The organism is Agarivorans sp. 1_MG-2023 (genome assembly GCF_030548385.1).
Classification (GTDB): domain Bacteria; phylum Pseudomonadota; class Gammaproteobacteria; order Enterobacterales; family Celerinatantimonadaceae; genus Agarivorans.
Window position 1 is genome coordinate 35,327 of sequence record NZ_JAUOSJ010000014.1, and the last position, 18,666, is coordinate 53,992.

The following is an 18,666-nucleotide window of genomic DNA, read 5'->3' on the forward strand; positions in this document are numbered from 1 at the left end:
CCTTAGTAACTGCAAATTTGTTATCTTTTTAGTGCGAGGCAAAGGCACACCTAAGGCATTAACACCTTATTGATAAGTATATATTTAGTGGTTGTATGGTAAGTGAAGTCCATCACGCTTCATTGCTGACTAAAAAGTCACTACTGATTTTGTGAGGCAAGGCCTTAACTGTTAATAATCAACAGGGCTAAATTTTTTACCTAAACCAACTCTGTTAGTGAATAGTGTTTGGTAGCCGAAATAGTAAAATCAATAACGCGATTCAATGCAAAGCACGATGGTGGAAATTTTGTGGCCATAGCTTGGAAGTAAAGGCAGGCTTTCACGATTAAGAGTATTAAGGCGACAGTGAACATGACGCATGCCCGAATGGCGTTCAATTAGCTTGCTAAGTATTCAATTTAATTATCCGGTACTTCATGAACTTGGCTTATTCAGACTTAAAGCCGAGCAAGCAGTAGCAGCCCCTCTAGGCCCTATAGCCTTTCTGCAATCAAACTAGAGCGGAGATGTTAGTAATTGATAGTCAGAATACAAAAATTACAGTAATAAAAAAGCCGGTAAAGCTAAGCTTTACCGGCTTTTAGAAACCTTATGAGTTTCTATGAATAGCTGGAGCTATGATTACATCATGCCGCCCATGCCACCCATGCCGCCCATACCACCCATGCCGCCCATATCAGGAGCGCCACCAGCAGCTTTATCTTCAGGCTTGTCAGTGATCATACACTCGGTAGTGATCATCAAACCTGCAACAGAACCAGCAAACTGAAGAGCAGAACGGGTTACTTTGGTTGGGTCAAGAATACCCATTTCTAGCATGTCGCCGTATACGCCAGTACCAGCATTGTAACCGTAGTTAGCTTCGCCTTCTTTAACTTTGTTAGCAACAACAGATGCTTCGTCACCCGCGTTAGTTACGATTTGGCGAAGTGGAGATTCCATTGCGCGAAGTGCTACACGAATACCTACGTTTTGGTCTTCGTTGTCACCTTCAAGGCCAGCTACTTTAGCTGCAGCGCGCACTAGAGCAACACCACCACCAGCCACTACGCCTTCTTCAACCGCTGCGCGAGTTGCATGTAGTGCATCTTCTACGCGGTCTTTTTTCTCTTTCATTTCAACTTCAGTAGCTGCACCAACTTTAATTACCGCTACACCGCCAGCTAATTTAGCTACGCGCTCTTGAAGTTTTTCTTTGTCGTAATCAGAAGACGTATCTTCGATTTGTTGACGAATTTGATTTACGCGGCCTTGAATTGCCGCTTCTTCACCAACACCATCAATGATAGTAGTGTTGTCTTTAGAGATAACTACGCGCTTAGCTGTACCTAAGTCTTCTAAAGTCGCTTTTTCTAGCTCTAGGCCAACTTCTTCAGAAATAACAGTACCGTTAGTTAGAATAGCGATGTCTTGAAGCATAGCTTTACGACGGTCACCAAAACCCGGGGCTTTAACAGCAGATACTTTAACAATACCGCGCATGTTGTTAACTACTAATGTTGCTAGGGCTTCGCCCTCAACATCTTCAGCAATAATAAGCAATGGCTTACCCGCTTTAGCTAGTGCTTCCAATAAAGGAAGAAGTTCGCGGATGTTAGAGATTTTCTTATCAGCCAAAAGAATGAATGGGCTGTCTAGCTCAACAGTACCGTTCTCTTGGTTGTTGATGAAGTAAGGAGATAGGTAACCGCGGTCAAACTGCATACCTTCAACAACGTCTAACTCATCTGTTAGCGCTTGGCCTTCTTCAACCGTAATTACGCCTTCTTTACCTACTTTTTCCATTGCTTCTGCAATGATGTTACCAACAGTGACATCAGAGTTAGCAGAAATAGTACCTACTTGAGCAATCGCTTTAGTATCGGCACATGGTGCAGATAAACCTTTTAGCTCTTCAACAGCAGCGATTACCGCTTTGTCAATTCCGCGCTTAAGATCCATTGGGTTCATGCCAGCAGCTACTGCTTTAAGGCCTTCGTTAACAATAGATTGAGCAAGTACTGTTGCAGTAGTCGTTCCGTCACCAGCAGCATCGTTGGCTTGAGAAGCAACTTCTTTCACCATTTGTGCGCCCATGTTTTCAAACTTGTCTTCAAGTTCGATTTCTTTAGCAACAGATACACCATCTTTAGTGATGGTTGGAGCGCCAAAAGATTTGTCTAATACTACGTTACGGCCTTTAGGACCTAGAGTAACTTTTACTGCGTCTGCAAGTACGTTTACACCAGCCAACATTTTGCTGCGTGAATCGTTTCCAAATAATACGTCTTTAGCTGCCATGATACATTTCCTAATATTCGTTCAGCTTTTTCTTAACCAGAAAAAAGGGAGATTATTCTACAATTGCTAGAATGTCTGACTCAGACATGATTAGCACTTCTTCGCCATCAACTTTTTCAGATTTAACGCCGTAACCTTCGTTAAATACTACAGTGTCACCAACTTTTACATCTAAGGCTTGGATTTCACCGTTATCAAGCATACGACCTTTACCTACGGCAACTACTTCGCCACGCGTCGATTTTTCAGCCGCTGAACCAGTTAGCACAATGCCACCAGCAGACTTACTTTCTTGATCTTTACGTTTGATGATAACGCGGTCATGCAACGGACGGATGTTCATTGCTATCTCTCCTTTAAAAAACATTCATGTTTGTTTGTAAAATGCAGCCAAGGCTACAAAGCTTTCTGTTGAAAATAAGATGGGGGCGTTCAAAGCGCATACAAGGGGTAAAGCAGAAATTTTTTGGTTTTTTATCGCAAAAACTTAGCGAATATCAAAATGAAAACATTTTCAGCAACAAATTTTACAAAAAACACTTGAACCCGAATAAAAATTTGAGCAGGATCACAGCTACTGGTCGTACTAGACAGTTATACCAACATTTGAATAACAAATAGATAACAAATTGTTGGTTAAATTTAGCGTAATAGCGGGAGCACTTAGCATGCAGCAACTTTACATTGCATTTGAGCGTTTAAGCGGATTTCTCTCAAAAGAGAAAACTGTTTATTTGTCTTTCCAGGGTAGCGTTAAAGAAGCCGAAGAGCATCTGCGTTCCGATGAGTTTGATTCATTTTTGTCTACCAGCAAAGGCTTGAATCCACGCATCGTGACCACCAAACACTAAGCAATAAGCTTTAGACAGATATAAAAAAAGAAGGGCTTGCCCTTCTTTTTTGTTTTAATCGTCTTTTCTTTCAAACTCGCCTTCAATGGTGCTACCGGGTTTCTCACCCACTTTACCGCTTGGCGGATTAGCATCTTTCACATTGCCGCCTCCTGGCGTTTGAAAACGCATCGACTGCATCTTAAGCGCTTGAGATTTTAATACTCGCGACGCCAAAAAAGCCCGTAGTGGCGGCAGCAAAATAAGTAAACCAAAGGTATCCGTAATAAAACCAGGCATTACCAGCATAGCGCCAGCAATAATCAACATTAGCCCTTCAATCATTTGCTGAGCAGGTGTTTCTCCTCGCTCCATCGCCGAACGCGCTTGAAAAGCGGTTTGTAATCCTTGGCTACGAACTAATGACGCACCCACCAATGCGGTAAGAATAGTGAGAGCGATGGCGCTTAAGGCTCCCATTTGGCTGCCCACCTGAATCAGTACATAAATCTCGGCGTACGACAGGCCAGCAAACAACAAAAATACATATAAAAACAAGGCGTAGTTCCTCTAAGTCATGGAGAAGCTTAATCAGCGCTTCACCTTAAGAGTAAAATATGGGGGCTAATGGGGCAAATTTAAAGGTTTGTGTTCAATAAAGCAGCGGTTAACCCTGCTGTTAGTAAATAGCTTAAGCACTTAACGCCAAGGTTTCTACACTTTAATAAAGCCTTAAAAAGGAGTTGATAATGGACACTGCCTGCTATTTGGTTCTCACCACGTTCCCAGATCAAGACTCAGCGCAACGCTTTGCCCAGCAAGTGGTAGAAAAAAAGTTAGCCGCTTGTGTTAACATTTTACCGCAACTCAGGTCTATCTATCGGTGGCAAGACAAAATTGAGTCTAGCCAAGAAGTACAACTGCAAATTAAAACCAATTTACGGTGTATAAATCTATTACAGTGTTTTTTAAGAAAAGAGCACCCTTATGATTGCCCTGAATACATTGCACTACCGATTGAACAAGGAGCGAGTGATTACCTCAAATGGCTAAACGATTCTTTACAGTAGTATTAGCGCTCTGCTTGAGCCTACCCGCCCATGCCAACAACTTACTTGATCAGCTACCGGGTTTAAATACTGGCCCGTCGACCAACGCTCATGATTTTTTGCCGGTAGACAGCGCCTTCGCCTTTAACTTTGTAGAACAAGACAAGGCCCTGCACTTAAGCTGGCAAGTGGCTGAAGAGTATTATCTCTATCAGGCGCAGTTTATTGTTGAAGCCGACGGACAATCTCTAGATTTAAGCTCTCGTTTACCACAAGGTAAATTGTACAACGACGCCTATTTTGGTGAAGTGATGATTTACCCACACGATGTTTCCTTTTCATTGCCCTTAAGTGAGTTTAATAACGCCAATAGTATTACCGTGACTTACCAGGGTTGTGCTGAAGCAGGCTTATGTTACCCACCGGAAACCAAATCGGTATTTCTTTCGCAAAGCGGTTCAGCGTCTACTGACTCAGCGAACTCAATTAGCGACGCCGACAATAACAGCCCAGCGCAATCAGCTAGCACTGAATCAGTGCCTATTAGCCAACAATGGGTACTCGCCGAGCGTTTAACCAATAGCAGTATTTGGCTAAATACGTTGTTGTTTTTTGTATTGGGAATTGGCCTGGCCTTTACACCTTGCGTATTTCCTATGTACCCCATCCTTACTGGTATTATTGCCGGCTCGGGCAAGCAACTGAGTAGCAAGCGCGCCTTTTCATTGTCTTTAGCTTATGTGCAAGGCATGGCGGTGACTTTTACGGCTATAGGCTTAGTGGTCGCCAGCGCCGGATTACAATTTCAAGCAGCCTTACAGCACCCTGTTATCTTAGGCAGTTTAGCCATACTGTTTGTGGTGTTGGCGCTATCGATGTTTGGCGTTTTCAACCTACAGCTTCCGAGCAACTTACAACAAAAGCTAAACAACTTAAGCAATAAGCAACAGGCCGGCTCGCTCACTGGCGCTGCAATTATGGGGATGATTTCAGGTTTGGTAGCCTCGCCTTGTACAGCAGCACCGTTGTCTGGCGTGCTCATTTATGTGGCCCAAAGTGGCGACATTGGCTTGGGCGCGCTCACTTTATACAGCTTAAGTTTAGGCATGGGCTTACCGCTGCTAATCCTTGGCGCAAGTAGCGGCCGCTTACTGCCTAAAGCTGGCGCATGGATGAACCACGTTAAAACATTTTTTGGCGTGATGTTATTAGCGGTAGCGGTATTACTGCTAGAACGATTTATTCCGGCTTCGGCGGTTCACGCTTTATGGGCGGTATTAGTGATTGGTGCTAGCGCTTACTACTATCATCAGAACCGCTTAACCGTATTAAGTGCCTGGCAAACTGCCCGTCAGCTTATCTTGTCGGCAATAATGATTGTGGCCTTGCTGTGGGCTGCTCAACCTTGGTTGTCGCCTCCTCAAGCCATTAAACAAGGCGAGTTTATTCAAGTAGCAAACTTGGAAGAAATGCAGCAGCAGTTAGCGTTAGCCGCTGCGCAAGGAAAACCCGCGCTGGTCGATTTTTACGCCGATTGGTGTACCGCCTGCAAAGCCTTTGAAAATGAAACCTTTCATGCGCCACAAGTGGCTGCAAAGCTTGACAACATGGTACTGATTCAAGCCGATGTGACGAAAACCAATGCCACAGCAATAAAACTACTCGGCCATTATGAAGTCTTAGGTTTGCCCACCATATTGTTGTTTAACCACGCAGGCGAAGAACTAAACCAAGCCAGAGTCACTGGTTTTATGAACGCCGAAGCCTTTAAAGCCCACTTAATACTCAACGGTTTATAGTTAATAAAAAGCCACCTTAGGGTGGCTTTTTATTGAGTGCTGTTATGGCTTAGCGCTACTTAAGGCTCTACTCAACATGTTCGTTCGCTAGCACTATTGGCCTGTTAATGACTAAATCCTAAAATGGAGTCGTCATTAACAATTTTAACGTGGCGCTAGATATAGTGGTGTCGGTTCAGCTTTCGCTTTCAGTAAGGCCTAATGCCTTAGCAAAGATACAGTAAGTGTTCCACCTACTGCCGGCCTTTTAAGGCGGACTGTGGCTACCAATATTAGCCAATAAAAAAACCACCCTAAGGTGGTTTTTCTTTAGTACCGTCGAGATTTAAGCGACCTTAAAGCCCTGTACCAAATCAACTTGTTCTTTAGCCACCGATTCTAAATCATCACTCAGGCGATTTAGTTCAGTAACTACAGTTAAGTTTTGCTGCGCCGCACTCGAAATGGTTTCCATACTGCACGACACATCTTCACTGGTTGTTTGCTGCTGATTAGTGGCTACACTAATTTCTTCATTAAGCAGCGATAGTCGCTCAATGTGAGTATTAATATCGCGTATCTGCTGGTTAATGCTGTTCACGTTGTTGGCATTCAGCTCCATACTCTGGTTACACTGCTCAATCTCTTTCACTGCCAGTGAGGTATCTTGCTGAAGCCCACCAATCATGGTTTGAATCTCAGTGGTAGACGACGCGGTACGCTGTGCTAGTTGTCTAACTTCATCTGCTACCACAGCAAAGCCACGACCTTGTTCACCGGCGCGAGCCGCTTCAATGGCAGCATTAAGCGCTAACAAGTTAGTTTGCTGCGTAATCCCTTCAATCACTTCCAAAATGCCAAAAATGGCGTTGCTGCTTTCATTAACGTGTTTAACTCTATCAGTCGAACTCGCAATATTGGCCGCTAAGGCTTGGTTGTTCTCTAAAGCTTCTTCAGTTAAACGCACACCATCTTGGGTACTATCACTAATTTCTCGCATCCCTTGGGCGGCTGATTCGGCGCGTCGAGCCACATCTTGAATCGCCTGTTCCATTTCAGTCATGGCCGCCGACACGGTAATACACTGGCTGCGTTGCTCGTCCAGTTGCTTCAACATGTCGTTGCCGTGCTGGCGGTTAACCGTAGAAGCTTGGCCTAGAGCCTCACTCTTATTGCGCAAACCGGTCACAGTGTCGCGCTGTTGCTCAATCACTTGGTTAAGCTGCGAACTCAACATGCCAAACTCGTTGCCACTTTGGTATTGGCAGCGTTGGCTTAAATCGCCGGCTGCTAAGTGCTTCAAGGTTTCGATCAATTGCTTCAATGGAGCCCTAATCAATTGTTGAATAGTTAATCCCATGGCTAAACAAAACAATACCGTTAAGGGAATGACCACTGCGCCGCTGCTAATCAAGGTAGAAATACTGCCCGACGCACCTTCAATTTGCTTCTCTGTGGCGCTTTGGCTCTCGGTAATTAGCTGGCTAAGGTTGGCATTAACGGCCTCTAATTGTTCTGTGATAGAGCCTTTCAGCTTCATTAACTGGTTTTGCTTAATTAAATACTGTTGGTATTGACCCAATAAACCACCAAAAGCGGTCACTTCATTCAATAACCATGGAACTTGCGTTACCAACTCATGCTCGCCTTGAGAGCCACCTGATAGCTCTTTTTCCACAATCAAGTCACCAAAATCTTCTTCTACGTAGGTTTTGGTTTCGCGGTTGCTGGTCATCAATTTACCCACTTCTCGCGGGTCAGTTGAATTTAATACGTTAATGGTGGCCAATTGCATGGCCGATAAATCGGTGCTTACCGCATCCAATAACACTCTGGTCATATTAGGATCGGTTTCATCAAACAGCTGGCCTAACAATAAGTTAATACGAAGTGAAATACCTTGGAAAGTTGCAGTGCGCTCTGACAAAGAAGTACCGCTAGAAATAACATCCTGGTGCAGTTCTAATAAGCTTTCGCTATCTTCGAACAACAGCTCATTTTGCTCTTGCACTAAAGTGAAACTCTCGCTCTCTACGCCGTTTTCAGCTAGCCAGTTAACCAGTACATCTTCAGCTACCTTGTAGTCAGCCACACGCTGACGATACTGCTCAATGAGTTGATTAACTTGTTGCTCATCGCGCTCTTGAATCGCATTATTCAGTACCCGTTCAACCGCGGTTAAGCTTCGGTCTAAATGGCTGGTATGCTCCATTAATGGGAACGCTTGGGTAATCACTTCACCCATGGTATTTTCGGCTTGCTGCATTTGCTTCCATGCCACTAAGCCTAAACCTAACAATACGACACATAGCAGCGAAAATGTTGCGAGAATCAATTGAGTAATTGACAACTTTTTGTGTATTAGCATCTCTATCTCACTTTTAAAAATTTGCCACATCCATATGTAAGCGCTTACATGTTAACTGGATGGCACATCACCACTTATTATGTTTTCCAGATCAGCAATTATGTAATCACGTTTTCGAGAGCTAAGCTAAGTTTGTGTGAACGTTAACATCTTGTTACAAAATAAAAGAGTGATATAGCTCAACAAAGAGCTGTAGCAAAACAACACACTGACAATAAAATCAATAATATCAACAAATAGGGAATCAAACTATTTGCCGCTATACACAAAACACCAGCCCGAGTAAGCTAAACACTTCATAACAGGAACACCCCATGCAACTTGGTAAGATAAACCTAAATTTACTCAGCGCTTTGTATTACCTGCTGCAAGAGCAAAGCGTAACTCGCGCGGCTGAGAAAATGCATTTAAGCCAATCAGCCATGAGCAAGCATTTAGCTAAATTACGCGAAGTGTTTGGCGACCCGTTGTTGGTACGTGTGCAGGGTCAATTACAAGCCACACCTAAAGGCTTAGAGCTAAAAGCCCAAGTGGCTCCCCTGTTGGATTCAGTCGAAAATCTATTACATCAACAGGTTTTTGAGCCCAGCCTCTGCCAGCGCACCTTTACCATTGCCACCTCCGACTATGTTAGTGAGCACTTACTACCTAAAGTGCTAGGCTTAATCTACGAGCAAGCACCGCAGCTTAATATAGAACTGTGCAACTGGGATCACACCACCAATCGGTTACTGCACAGTGGTGAAGTAGATTTAGGCATGACACTACCGCCTAAAGACAGTACCGAGTTACATGCCACTACCTTAGGCACCGACCGCTTAGTGTGTTTAATGCACCAACAGCATCCCTATTTAGCCCTTAACACGCCCAGTGTCGCTGATTATTGTCGCTATCCCCATGCCATTATTACCACCGGGGCAGATAAAAATAGCCACATTGACCGGTACTTACAGCAACAAGGGTTTCAGCGACAAATACAGTTTCGTGCATCGTCTTATCCAGCGACCGTTCAAATACTTAGCGAAACACGTTTTATTCTTACTTTGCCAGCAAAGATTGCCCAGCAGTTAGTAAAACAGCGACCACTGGCGATCGTTGATTTACCTTTTACTGTAGAAAATTTTGAGTATTCGCTAATTTGGCATCACCGTAATCATCACGATCCAGCGCACTCTTGGTTTAGGCAGCAGATACACCAAGCAATGACATAAACAAGACGTAAGTAAGCACTTACACGAACAAATTAAAGGCTTAATAAAGCAACTGTTCTTATGCTGAAATACTGTGAGCCATAATGCCAAATTGCTGGCGATAGGTTTCCATGGTCATTGCCATCTGCTTTTTAAATAATCGGCGGAAGCTACTTTCGTCTTTATAGCCCACTTCTAGTACAATTTTGCTACTCGGCAGCTGAGTTGCCTCTAACAAATTACAAGCTTGATTCACCCTCACCTGTTGCAAGTACTGCAGTGGTGAACAAGCTAAGGCAGCTGCAAAACGGCGCTTTAGCTGGCGATCACTAATATTCAGTTCCTCGGCTAACCCCACCATGTTCAGTTCTTCGCTACTATTACGTTGCAAATACAATTGCGCCTGTTGCACTAACGCATCTTGGTGTTCAGGTTTGAAGTGAGTCGCCCGATAAGGCGCAGCAGGCGGCGCGTTTAAGTCCATCATCAATAACTTAGCAGTGTTAATTGCCGTTTGATGTCCCGCAAAACGGCCAATTAAACGCAACACTAGGTACTCATAAGCCATGCTGCCGCCAATTGAGCACAACAAATTGTGATACTCAGCAATGGTGTTTTGACTATCAATGGTGAGCGTAGGGAATGCTTGACGAAAATGGTGCTCGTTACGCCAATGCATTAGTGCAGGGTTCTTACCCAGTAAATCGGCTTGGGCCAGTAAAAACGCTCCGGTACACATGCAAACAATCATCTTGTCTTCAGCCATGTGTTGTTGCAGTACCGGTACCATTACTTCACTTTTTTGCATTGCCGCCTGCACCTTACCAAAATTACTGGCCGACTGATAAATACCGGGAATAATCCAAATATCGGGTTTATCGCCACGCGCGACAAAACTGGCTAAATCACAATCGGCATCAATGCGTAAACCATTGGTGGGTCGCACACTATTGCCGTCTAAAGACACTAACTCCCACTCAAATAAAGGCTGCGCACCAGACTTGATTAAGCTGTAGTTGGCGGCAATTAGGGCGTCTAAAATACCGTTAATACCTGTACCAAAACAGTTATCCATTAATAAAATTGCGGCTTTCATCTCATGTCCAATTTCACCATTACATTGGCAAATATGACACTTATTTTGTGTTCTAGCAATCGGCATACTAGCCACTCAGTCGCATGGAGCCATAAAATGAATCAGCCCATCTCTCAAGAACCAACACCGATTAATAGCGAAACAGCAAAAGCGAGTACCGATATTAATCATGCCCTTGCAGGTAAGCGCCACAAACGTGTGGTGCCACTGAGTTACCAAGCAGCGGGTTTGTTATTTAACTTGGCGGGGTATTGCCATCAACGTTGGGCGGGAGCCCAACTCGCCAATTTGTGGTTTAGAGTGTTTAAACGTAAACCTAGCCCTAAGGCTCAGCAATTTTGGCAAAGTGCCGAGCAAGTGCACTCTATCAATGTAAACCAACATAAAGTGGCTCTACACCTATGGGGAAGTGGGCCATTGGTGGTGTGTTTACATGGCTGGAGTGGCAGTGGGATTCAATTTCGTCATTTTATAGAACCATTGGTGGAGGCTGGATACCAGGTTGCAGCATTTGACGCCCCTGGTCATGGCATGCATACAGACAAACATAGCCACTTGCTTAATTTTAGCGACAGCCTCAGCGCGATTGCTCAGCAATATGCCCCTGTGCACTGCGTATTAGCTCACTCCTTTGGGGCGATGGCTACTACCACCGCTCAGCAGCGAGGGTTTACCACCAACAATATTGTGATGCTAGCGCCACACTTAAACGTTCAAGAAATGTTTAATACCTACGCCAAGCTACTTAACTTAAGTCGTGGGCTTAAAACCTCGTTTCAACAACAAGTGGGCGAAAAAATGCAGAACTTGTTGGCGGGCGACGATCCTTGGCAGTTATTTACCGTAGAGCGTTTGGTGCCGCAAACCACCAAAGGTTTGTTGATCAGTGATGCTCAAGACCAAGAAGTAGCTCAACAACAGTTCAAGCAAATTGAGCAGCGCTGGACAGCCGCTAACCACTACCAGACCCAAGGTTTAGGCCATTTTAAGATCCTTAAAGACCCACAGGTAATTGAACAAACGGTGCAGTTCTTGGTAAACCAGCGAAAAATAGACGGTGAGGTTTAACAGGGAAACATAGGCGGAAGTAGCGAAATTGTTTATGCTGGCGAATATCAAGTATCGCCTAATTAGGCCACCATGAATAAACCTAAATCAACTACACCCTCTTCGTCTATCTGCCCGGGGTGCGGGGAATCACTCGCCTGCACCGCAAATGCACAATGCTGGTGTATGAAAATGCCCACAATATTGCCGGTTACGCTGGGTTTAACCGGCGATGCTTGTTTCTGCCAAGGCTGTTTATCTAAAAAACTGGCGGTTAAACTAGAACGGTTAATTGCCAGTACACCACATGCCGAAATGTTAGAACAAGCAGCGCGCTATCGCCCTATAGGAGAGGCATCAAGCAAACTTCAAGAGCATCTAGATTACACAACAGAGAATGGTTTTATGGTGCTTAGTGCTTGGTATCACCTTAAGCGCGGCACATGCTGCGGCAATGGCTGTAGACATTGCCCCTACCCAAGTTAAACCAAAATTGAAGCCTAAAGTGGATTTGTTCTGGCTAATTGCTTAGTAAATGCTTTATTAGCAAAGCCATAAGCTAAACGTGTTAAGCCCCAAAATACTAATAATACCACTGCAATAATCGCATAAAGAGCATGTAAGTCGATAGACAGTTCAAATAATAAAGCCGACAGTTCTGCTTGCACATCTAACCAAGCAATCATGCCGTAAATCTCGTAGAAAGAATAAGCAAACACCGCCAGCAACTCGATCACAGAAATAAGCACCGACGCTAACCAAGACCAAAAACTTAAATACCGCAGTTCACGCCGAGTAAGTACCCGGCGATGATCGTTTACAAACAGCTGAACAGTTATTAAAGCCGACAGCATCAAAATAATAAGGCCTAAAAAGCTATTGGTTTCTAAATCTAAGTAAGACACCACCATGCCAAATACTAAGGAGCTGGCGAAATACACCAGCGAAAACCAGAGTAAATATTTGTTAATTGATACATCAGCTGTTTGCACGCTCTTCCCTTAACTTTGTTTAGCTAAACATCGATTGCCACAGCAATAACTGCATGGCGTAGTTTACCTACTAGCCAAAAATTATCACTGCCTACCCAAAAACAAATTAACCCATATCAACTTAAGCAGCGCTACAAAAACTCAGCTCACATTTTCTACAATAACTCGTTTAGACAAGCTAAATTCCATTTTGGAATACTTTAAATGACAATAATTCCATTTATCTGGTCAGCGTTGCTTCTTACACTAGCGCCAGTTTTCGACTTCCAGTTTCAGGGATGGCCCGTGTTAGAAGCCCTCAGCGCTCTTTTATTAATTAATCTTCTTGGCATGTTAAGCCCAGGCCCAGATATGGTGATGGTATTGCGCAATGCTAGTAGCGGTAAACGCCAAGCCGCACTATGCGTGATGGGTGTATTGCTAGGCTTTAGCATTCATATCAGCCTAGCTATTGGTGGGCTGTCTATCCTTATCAAACAATCGCCCTTGCTGTTCGAAATTTTGCGTTGGAGCGGCGCTGGCTTTTTAGTATTTCTTGGTTTAAAAACCTTATTTAGCCGCTCAGAGCTAATTGAACTAGCCGGAGAGCCACAACCCAAACGAGCTAAAAAAGTGGTGCTTAGTGGCGTTGCTTGTAACTTACTCAATCCTAAAATTTTAGTGTTTGTGGTTAGCGTATTTAGCCAGTTTATTGGCAGCGATACTTTGCTTAGCGAAAAGCTGATTTTGGGTGCAGCCTTGCTGCTCGAAACCGCCCTGCTTTGGTACGTAATCGTGCGAATTCTTTCACATCATCGAGTACAAGTTAAGCTGCAACGTTATCAACAATGGGTAAATCGCTTTAGCGGATCAACCCTGCTTGGCATGGGAACTTTGCTCGGCCTTCACAGTTAATTAGTAAGCAAATTGAATCCGTGAGGGCTTGGTGCTATGGTCAAAAAAAAGGCAGAAAACCCTCGCTATGGAAGATACTTACAAGATCATTATCGCTGATGACCACCCCTTGTTTCGTAGTGCTCTTCAGCAAGCAGTGCAAACTGCAGTTCCCGATGCTCAGTTACTAGAAGCTGAGAATGTTAACGACCTACTCAAGCTCTTAGACCTAGAGCGTGCCCCCGACTTATTACTACTCGATTTAAAAATGCCTGGTGCCAATGGTTTCTCGGCATTTACCCATTTACATGGCCAATACCCCGAGCTACCTATTGTGGTGATTTCGGCCAGTGAAGAAACCAGCGTAGTACAAAAAGCTAAGCAATTGGGCGCGACGGGGTTTATTCCTAAATCAACGCCATTGCAGCAGCTAGTTGCCGCTATTCAACACATTATGGAAGGCGACGATTGGTTTCCAGCCGGTATCGATTTTACCAGCCAAGTAGAAGAAGACCCACTCGCCGAGCGCTTAGCCAGCCTCACACCACAGCAATACAAAGTATTAGTCATGCTGAACGAAGGTTTGCTAAACAAACAAATTGCTTACGAACTCAGTGTGTCTGAAGCTACTATTAAGGCGCACGTTACAGCTATTTTCCGCAAACTTAACGTTAAAAATCGCACCCAAGCGGTAATTGCACTGCAGCAATTGGAGCTAGAGCCAAGCCCGGAAGATAACGAAATTTAGGAAACTTTATTACAAAAGAAGCCCGCTGTAGCGGGCTTAAACTAACAGTACTAGTGAATAGCTATTATTCCAACGGTTGGGAATTCGGTCGGGTCAGTATCATTAGTCCAATATCTAACACGAATGTTACTTTGATTGTTTAATTTAGCCGCTAGAGCTGTTGAATATAGCGCATCGGCATTAGGGTTTCCTGCTTCCCCAATACGTAACCACCCATTAACGCCTTCAAGTTGCATCAAGTAGTCACCACCACTACTCACATAAACAACTGATATACTAGCCCCAGTTTTATCAATCATTTCCGAATAACTAAAGCTTGAGGTTAAGCATAAAACTGCGGCCAATAGATATTGCTTCATTAATGTAATCCCTTACGTTTCATAACTAAAATGTGAAGCTCGGATATTTTGTTGCAAAGTACCCTCAGATTCACGACCAAATAGAACACTTAACTTAACATTTTTAACCTAATAAATCAGTTACCTAGAGCAGACTAATTAACAAACAATATCCCGCGGACTTCTTTATTTTTATAAATATAAAATTCACGATAACCTTAAGAGTTCGGCTTTAGCCAATAATTCGCTGCTGTTTTGCTGTTAAGCAGTTGCTGGCAGAGCTTTTTCAAACGCAGTGGTCGCAACGGTTTACTCAAGTATGCGAAACCTTGGGCGCGTACTCTGTCGATGAGATCAGTTTGTCTGTCAGCGCTAATCACTATGCCATGACACGATAAGCCGCGTTCATGAATGAGTCTTTGCAGGGCTTCTAATCCAGTTTTATCAAAATCGAGGTGGTAATCGCTAAGTATTAGCTCTGGCACCCAGCCGCCGTCTATCACTTCTTCGGCTACGTTAGCATCTTCACAGCAAATAACTTCGTAACCCCAGCGACTAAGTAAACTCTCCATGCCCACTAATATGTCTGGTTCATTATCAATACACAGTACCCGCGCGCCTTGAGTGGTGGTAATTGCATCACCTTCTGGCTTCACTTGCTTATGCACGTTTAATGCTTCAACTACTGGCACAGTGATATAAAATACGGAGCCTTTACCGGGTACCGATTCCACGCCAATCGGTATCTCGAGCAATTCGGCAAAACCCTGAGCAATGGCTAAACCTAAACCCAGTCCTTCTTCTCGGGCTCTGCCAGATTTTTGTAGCTGCTGAAACTCTTCAAATATTTGCTGCTGTTTGCTTTCTTCAATACCGGGGCCGTTGTCCCATACCTCTAAACGCAGGTTGTTACCTTTACGCCGACCGCCCAACAGTACTTTGCCATTGGGGTTATAACGCAAGGCATTGGTTAAAAAGTTCTGCAATATTCGACGCAATAATTTACTGTCGCTGCGCACGGTTAACTTGCTAGCCTGCAACTTAAGCGCAACACCTTGCTGTTGAGCCAGAGGAATAAACTCTGCATGAATATGATCCAGTAAATGGCCAATCTCGAACTGCTCGGTACTCACCACTACTCGGCCAGATTCCAAGCGCGAAATATCCAGCAAATCACTGATGATTTCTTCGGCAGAATATAAGGATTTATCAATGCTGGCAGCTAAAAACTTGGCCTCTTTTTCTAACTCGGCTTCCAACAGTGAACCGGTAAACAATTTGGCTGCATTAAGCGGTTGCATTAAATCGTGGCTCACCGCCGCTAAGAAACGGGTTTTGGATTGGTTAGCTTGCTCGGCAGAGCTGGTGGCATGTACCAGCTGCTGGTTAATTGATGAAAGCTGCTGAGTACGCTGTGCCACTCGCGCTTCTAGAATTTCGTTGGCCTGTTTAAGCATATCTTCGGCTTGGCGGAAGGTAGTAATGTCACTAAATGTCATCACATAGCCACCATTGGGCATAGGGTTTCCCTGCACTTGAATCACCCGCCCATCACGGCGGATCCGCGATGATGTGTGGCTATTACCACGGCGTAAATGCTCTACCCGCCGCTCTACATGCTCTTCAATATCTCCAGGGCCACATAAACCGTTTACGGCATTATGGCGAATTAAATCTTCTATCGGCCGGCCTACTGAGATCATGCCGTTTGGAAAGTCGAAGAGCTCGGTATAGCGACGATTCCACGAGACCAGCTTGAGCTCTTGATCAACAATGGCAATGCCTTGGTCAATGTGTTCAATCGCGCCTTGCAATAAGTGTTTATTAAACTGTAAGAGTTCAGAGGCTTCTTCGGCGATAGAAGCAAACTCTTCTAGCTGAACTTGCTTACCTTGCAAGGCAGAGCCTAATACTAAACGCGCCGACGAAGAGCCAAATACACCGCCTAACATACGCTCGGTTTCGGCAATTAATTCTACCGGAGCTTGCTGGTTTGGGCTTAACTCTACGCCGCGTGAGGTGGCATATTTACCAAAGGCATCACTGATACGTTGGGTGCCCAAAAAGCGCGACGCCAGCATGTGTAACTCTTCTACGCTCACTTTCGATTGGTAGAGCGCGCCAGCGTCATCGCTCTTACCCGGTTGGCCAACAAAGTTACTGGCTTGCAGCCACTCTGATACCGCTGGGCTAGATAGCTTAGAGATTAAAATGTAGGCCGACAAGTTTCCTAACAAACTCAGTAATATGCCCCAATTTTGATTAGAGATAAGCGCATGGCCCTGTAACTGCGGCGCGCTTAACCAATCGGCAATCCATTGATTAAAAATAAGTGGGTTCAAACTATCGGTCATATTTAACAGATTGAGCAACCACAGGCTCATACCCACCAACAAACCGGCATACACACCAGTGCGATTACCTTCGCGCCAGTACAAACCAAATATTAAAGGAATAGCCAGTTGGGCAATGGCGGCAAAAGACAAAAAGCCAATATCGGCAAGATTGCTAATCTCACCCAACATTAAGAAGGTGCCCCAGGCTAGTAGCAAAATGACTAAAATAGTGGTGCGACGCACGTTTAGCAGTAATTCACTAAATTGAGCAAAGTTACGGCGGCTTAAGCCACCTTGTTTAAGCAGTAGAGGCAGCACTAAATCATTGCTCACCATAATCGCCAAAGCAATGGTAGACACCACCACCATACCGCTTGCGGCCGAGGTGCCACCTAAAAAGGCCACCATACCCAATATGTTTTGGCCGGCAGCCAATGGCAGGCTAATCACGTAGTTGTCGGCAGGGGTATTGCTCGGTAACAAGTAGTCACCCGCAAAGGCGATGGGCAATACAAAAATGGCCAACAGCACTAAATAAGTTGGGAATAACCAGCGAGCAGTTTTTAAATCATTAACTTGGTTGTTTTCAACCACTGTCACGTGAAATTGGCGGGGCAAACAAATCACCGCCGACATAGCCAGCAAGGTTGCCACAATTAAATCGCTAACATCGGCAAAGCTAATCTCTTGCCACTTAAGACTGAATGACTCACCCACAGCCTGCTGAGCATCGAGCGGTAAATCCCAGAGTATTGATACAGCCAGCAAGCCAACGCATACAAAGGCCACCAGCTTTACTAGTGATTCGAACGCTATCGCCACAATTACCCCGCGATGGTGCTCGGTGGCATCAATATGACGAGTGCCAAATAACATGGTAAATATCGCCAAGGCAATACTCACAAATAAGGCGATTTGTGAGCTGCTGCCTTTACCCACCGCTTCGCGCATGGCTTCGCCACCAAACAGATCCAAGCCCATAACAATGGCACGTAATTGCAAGGCGATATAAGGCAATACACCAATGATGCAAATCAGTGAGATGACCACTGCTAAGGTTTGAGATTTACCGTAACGTGCCGCGATAAAGTCGGCAATGGTTGTGATATGCTCGCGTTTGGCGATCAAAACCACTCGCGCAAGCAGTTTCCAACCAAATATAAATAGCAGCACAGGGCCAAGATAAATAGGAATAAAGGATAGGAAGTTTTCGCTGGCCTGCCCCACCGTGCCGTAAAAGGTCCACGAGGTGCAATACACTGCAATAGAAAAACTATAAAACGCGGGTTGCCAGCGTAAGCGAGCACTAGAGTTTTGATCGGTATAGTAGGCAATAACAAACAATAGCCCCAGGTATGCCAAAGACAAGGGAATCACTAACCAACCTTCACTCACTATCTGCATCTAAAATCCGTTTCCTAGACTTTCATTTTCCAAAATGATTTATTACTGATCATCTACCGCAAATTAACGATAGAACCGCCAAACTTCACTCTTCACTCAGCGACATATCAGCATCTAAAATCCATTTCCTCGACTTTCATTTTCCAAAAACTAAATGCTTATCGTCGTGCGTTAGCGATTAAAAGACCCGCCCAATTTCATGAGTCACTTAGAGTAAGCATCTGCATTCTGTTCGAGTGCTCATTTAGCCCACTTTACTCTGTTAAACCCGTGTTGTGAGCACGTTTAGACTAAAGTCGCCTTGGTTACGTTAGCAAAAAAGAACAAGCTTAAC

16 protein-coding genes are annotated in these 18,666 nt (G+C 44.5%); 8 read left to right on the top strand and 8 right to left on the bottom strand.

Features of this window, described 5'->3' with window-relative positions; all coding sequences use genetic code 11:
- Positions 1-624: 624 nt before the first annotated feature.
- Together groL and Q4592_RS17960 are read right to left on the bottom strand one after the other, a co-directional pair.
- Positions 625-2,283 (bottom strand): chaperonin GroEL, encoded by a 1,659-nt coding sequence (groL, locus tag Q4592_RS17955; protein ID WP_137673853.1) that lies wholly within the window; start codon positions 2,281-2,283, stop codon positions 625-627.
- Positions 2,284-2,335: 52 nt separating this feature from the next.
- Entirely contained in the window at positions 2,336-2,626 is a 291-nt protein-coding gene (locus tag Q4592_RS17960) for a co-chaperone GroES (RefSeq protein WP_137673852.1), read from the bottom strand.
- A gap of 325 nt (positions 2,627-2,951) precedes the next feature.
- On the opposite strand from Q4592_RS17960, the gene Q4592_RS17965 reads away from it, so the two are divergent.
- Positions 2,952-3,134 (top strand): hypothetical protein, encoded by a 183-nt coding sequence (locus tag Q4592_RS17965; RefSeq protein WP_137673851.1) that lies wholly within the window; start codon positions 2,952-2,954, stop codon positions 3,132-3,134.
- Between the two features lie 54 nt (positions 3,135-3,188).
- On the opposite strand, the gene Q4592_RS17970 is transcribed toward Q4592_RS17965, so the two are convergent.
- The gene (locus Q4592_RS17970) at positions 3,189-3,671 is read right to left on the bottom strand and encodes an FxsA family protein (RefSeq protein WP_137673850.1); all 483 of its coding nucleotides are present in this window, start codon (positions 3,669-3,671) and stop codon (positions 3,189-3,191) included.
- A gap of 191 nt (positions 3,672-3,862) precedes the next feature.
- Here Q4592_RS17970 and cutA point away from each other — a divergent pair, with 191 nt between their 5' ends.
- Positions 3,863-4,183 carry a divalent-cation tolerance protein CutA gene (gene cutA / locus Q4592_RS17975; RefSeq protein WP_303515743.1) on the top strand — a complete coding sequence of 107 codons (321 nt, stop codon included), beginning with the start codon at positions 3,863-3,865 and terminating at the stop codon, positions 4,181-4,183.
- Positions 4,159-5,961, top strand: a complete 1,803-nt coding sequence (locus Q4592_RS17980) for a protein-disulfide reductase DsbD (RefSeq protein ID WP_303515749.1) — start codon at positions 4,159-4,161, stop codon at positions 5,959-5,961. Before cutA ends, Q4592_RS17980 begins: the two co-directional genes overlap by 25 nt.
- A 325-nt stretch (positions 5,962-6,286) precedes the next feature.
- Here Q4592_RS17980 and Q4592_RS17985 read toward each other — a convergent pair whose 3' ends face one another.
- Positions 6,287-8,308 carry a methyl-accepting chemotaxis protein gene (locus Q4592_RS17985; RefSeq protein ID WP_303515752.1) on the bottom strand — a complete coding sequence of 674 codons (2,022 nt, stop codon included), beginning with the start codon at positions 8,306-8,308 and terminating at the stop codon, positions 6,287-6,289.
- A 314-nt stretch (positions 8,309-8,622) separates the two neighbouring features.
- On the opposite strand from Q4592_RS17985, the gene Q4592_RS17990 reads away from it, so the two are divergent.
- Complete coding sequence (locus tag Q4592_RS17990; RefSeq protein WP_303515754.1) at positions 8,623-9,519, top strand: LysR family transcriptional regulator; 897 nt, start codon at positions 8,623-8,625, stop codon at positions 9,517-9,519.
- Positions 9,520-9,577: 58 nt separating this feature from the next.
- On the opposite strand, the gene Q4592_RS17995 is transcribed toward Q4592_RS17990, so the two are convergent.
- Entirely contained in the window at positions 9,578-10,594 is a 1,017-nt protein-coding gene (locus Q4592_RS17995) for a GlxA family transcriptional regulator (RefSeq protein WP_303515757.1), read from the bottom strand.
- 96 nt (positions 10,595-10,690) lie between these two features.
- Between Q4592_RS17995 and Q4592_RS18000 the strand changes: the two genes are divergently transcribed.
- Both Q4592_RS18000 and Q4592_RS18005 read left to right on the top strand, forming a co-directional pair.
- The gene (locus tag Q4592_RS18000; protein ID WP_303515758.1) at positions 10,691-11,662 is read left to right on the top strand and encodes an alpha/beta hydrolase; all 972 of its coding nucleotides are present in this window, start codon (positions 10,691-10,693) and stop codon (positions 11,660-11,662) included.
- 171 nt (positions 11,663-11,833) lie between these two features.
- Positions 11,834-12,127: a DUF5522 domain-containing protein gene (locus Q4592_RS18005; RefSeq protein WP_201798749.1), complete on the top strand. Its 294-nt coding sequence runs from the start codon at positions 11,834-11,836 to the stop codon at positions 12,125-12,127.
- Positions 12,128-12,141: 14 nt separating this feature from the next.
- On the opposite strand, the gene Q4592_RS18010 is transcribed toward Q4592_RS18005, so the two are convergent.
- Positions 12,142-12,633, bottom strand: coding sequence for an ABZJ_00895 family protein (locus Q4592_RS18010; protein WP_137673844.1), 492 nt, complete (start codon positions 12,631-12,633; stop codon positions 12,142-12,144).
- Positions 12,634-12,918: 285 nt separating this feature from the next.
- On the opposite strand from Q4592_RS18010, the gene Q4592_RS18015 reads away from it, so the two are divergent.
- Both Q4592_RS18015 and Q4592_RS18020 read left to right on the top strand, forming a co-directional pair.
- The gene (locus Q4592_RS18015; protein ID WP_303515763.1) at positions 12,919-13,527 is read left to right on the top strand and encodes a LysE family translocator; all 609 of its coding nucleotides are present in this window, start codon (positions 12,919-12,921) and stop codon (positions 13,525-13,527) included.
- Positions 13,528-13,594: 67 nt separating this feature from the next.
- A complete protein-coding gene (locus Q4592_RS18020; RefSeq protein WP_303515765.1) occupies positions 13,595-14,254 on the top strand; it encodes a response regulator transcription factor in 660 nt (219 codons plus the stop codon).
- A 50-nt stretch (positions 14,255-14,304) separates the two neighbouring features.
- Here the strand turns inward: Q4592_RS18020 and Q4592_RS18025 are convergent, their stop codons facing one another.
- Positions 14,305-14,613: a hypothetical protein gene (locus tag Q4592_RS18025; protein WP_303515766.1), complete on the bottom strand. Its 309-nt coding sequence runs from the start codon at positions 14,611-14,613 to the stop codon at positions 14,305-14,307.
- Between the two features lie 197 nt (positions 14,614-14,810).
- Positions 14,811-18,332, bottom strand: a complete 3,522-nt coding sequence (locus Q4592_RS18030; protein WP_303515771.1) for a hybrid sensor histidine kinase/response regulator — start codon at positions 18,330-18,332, stop codon at positions 14,811-14,813.
- Positions 18,333-18,666: the final 334 nt, after the last annotated feature.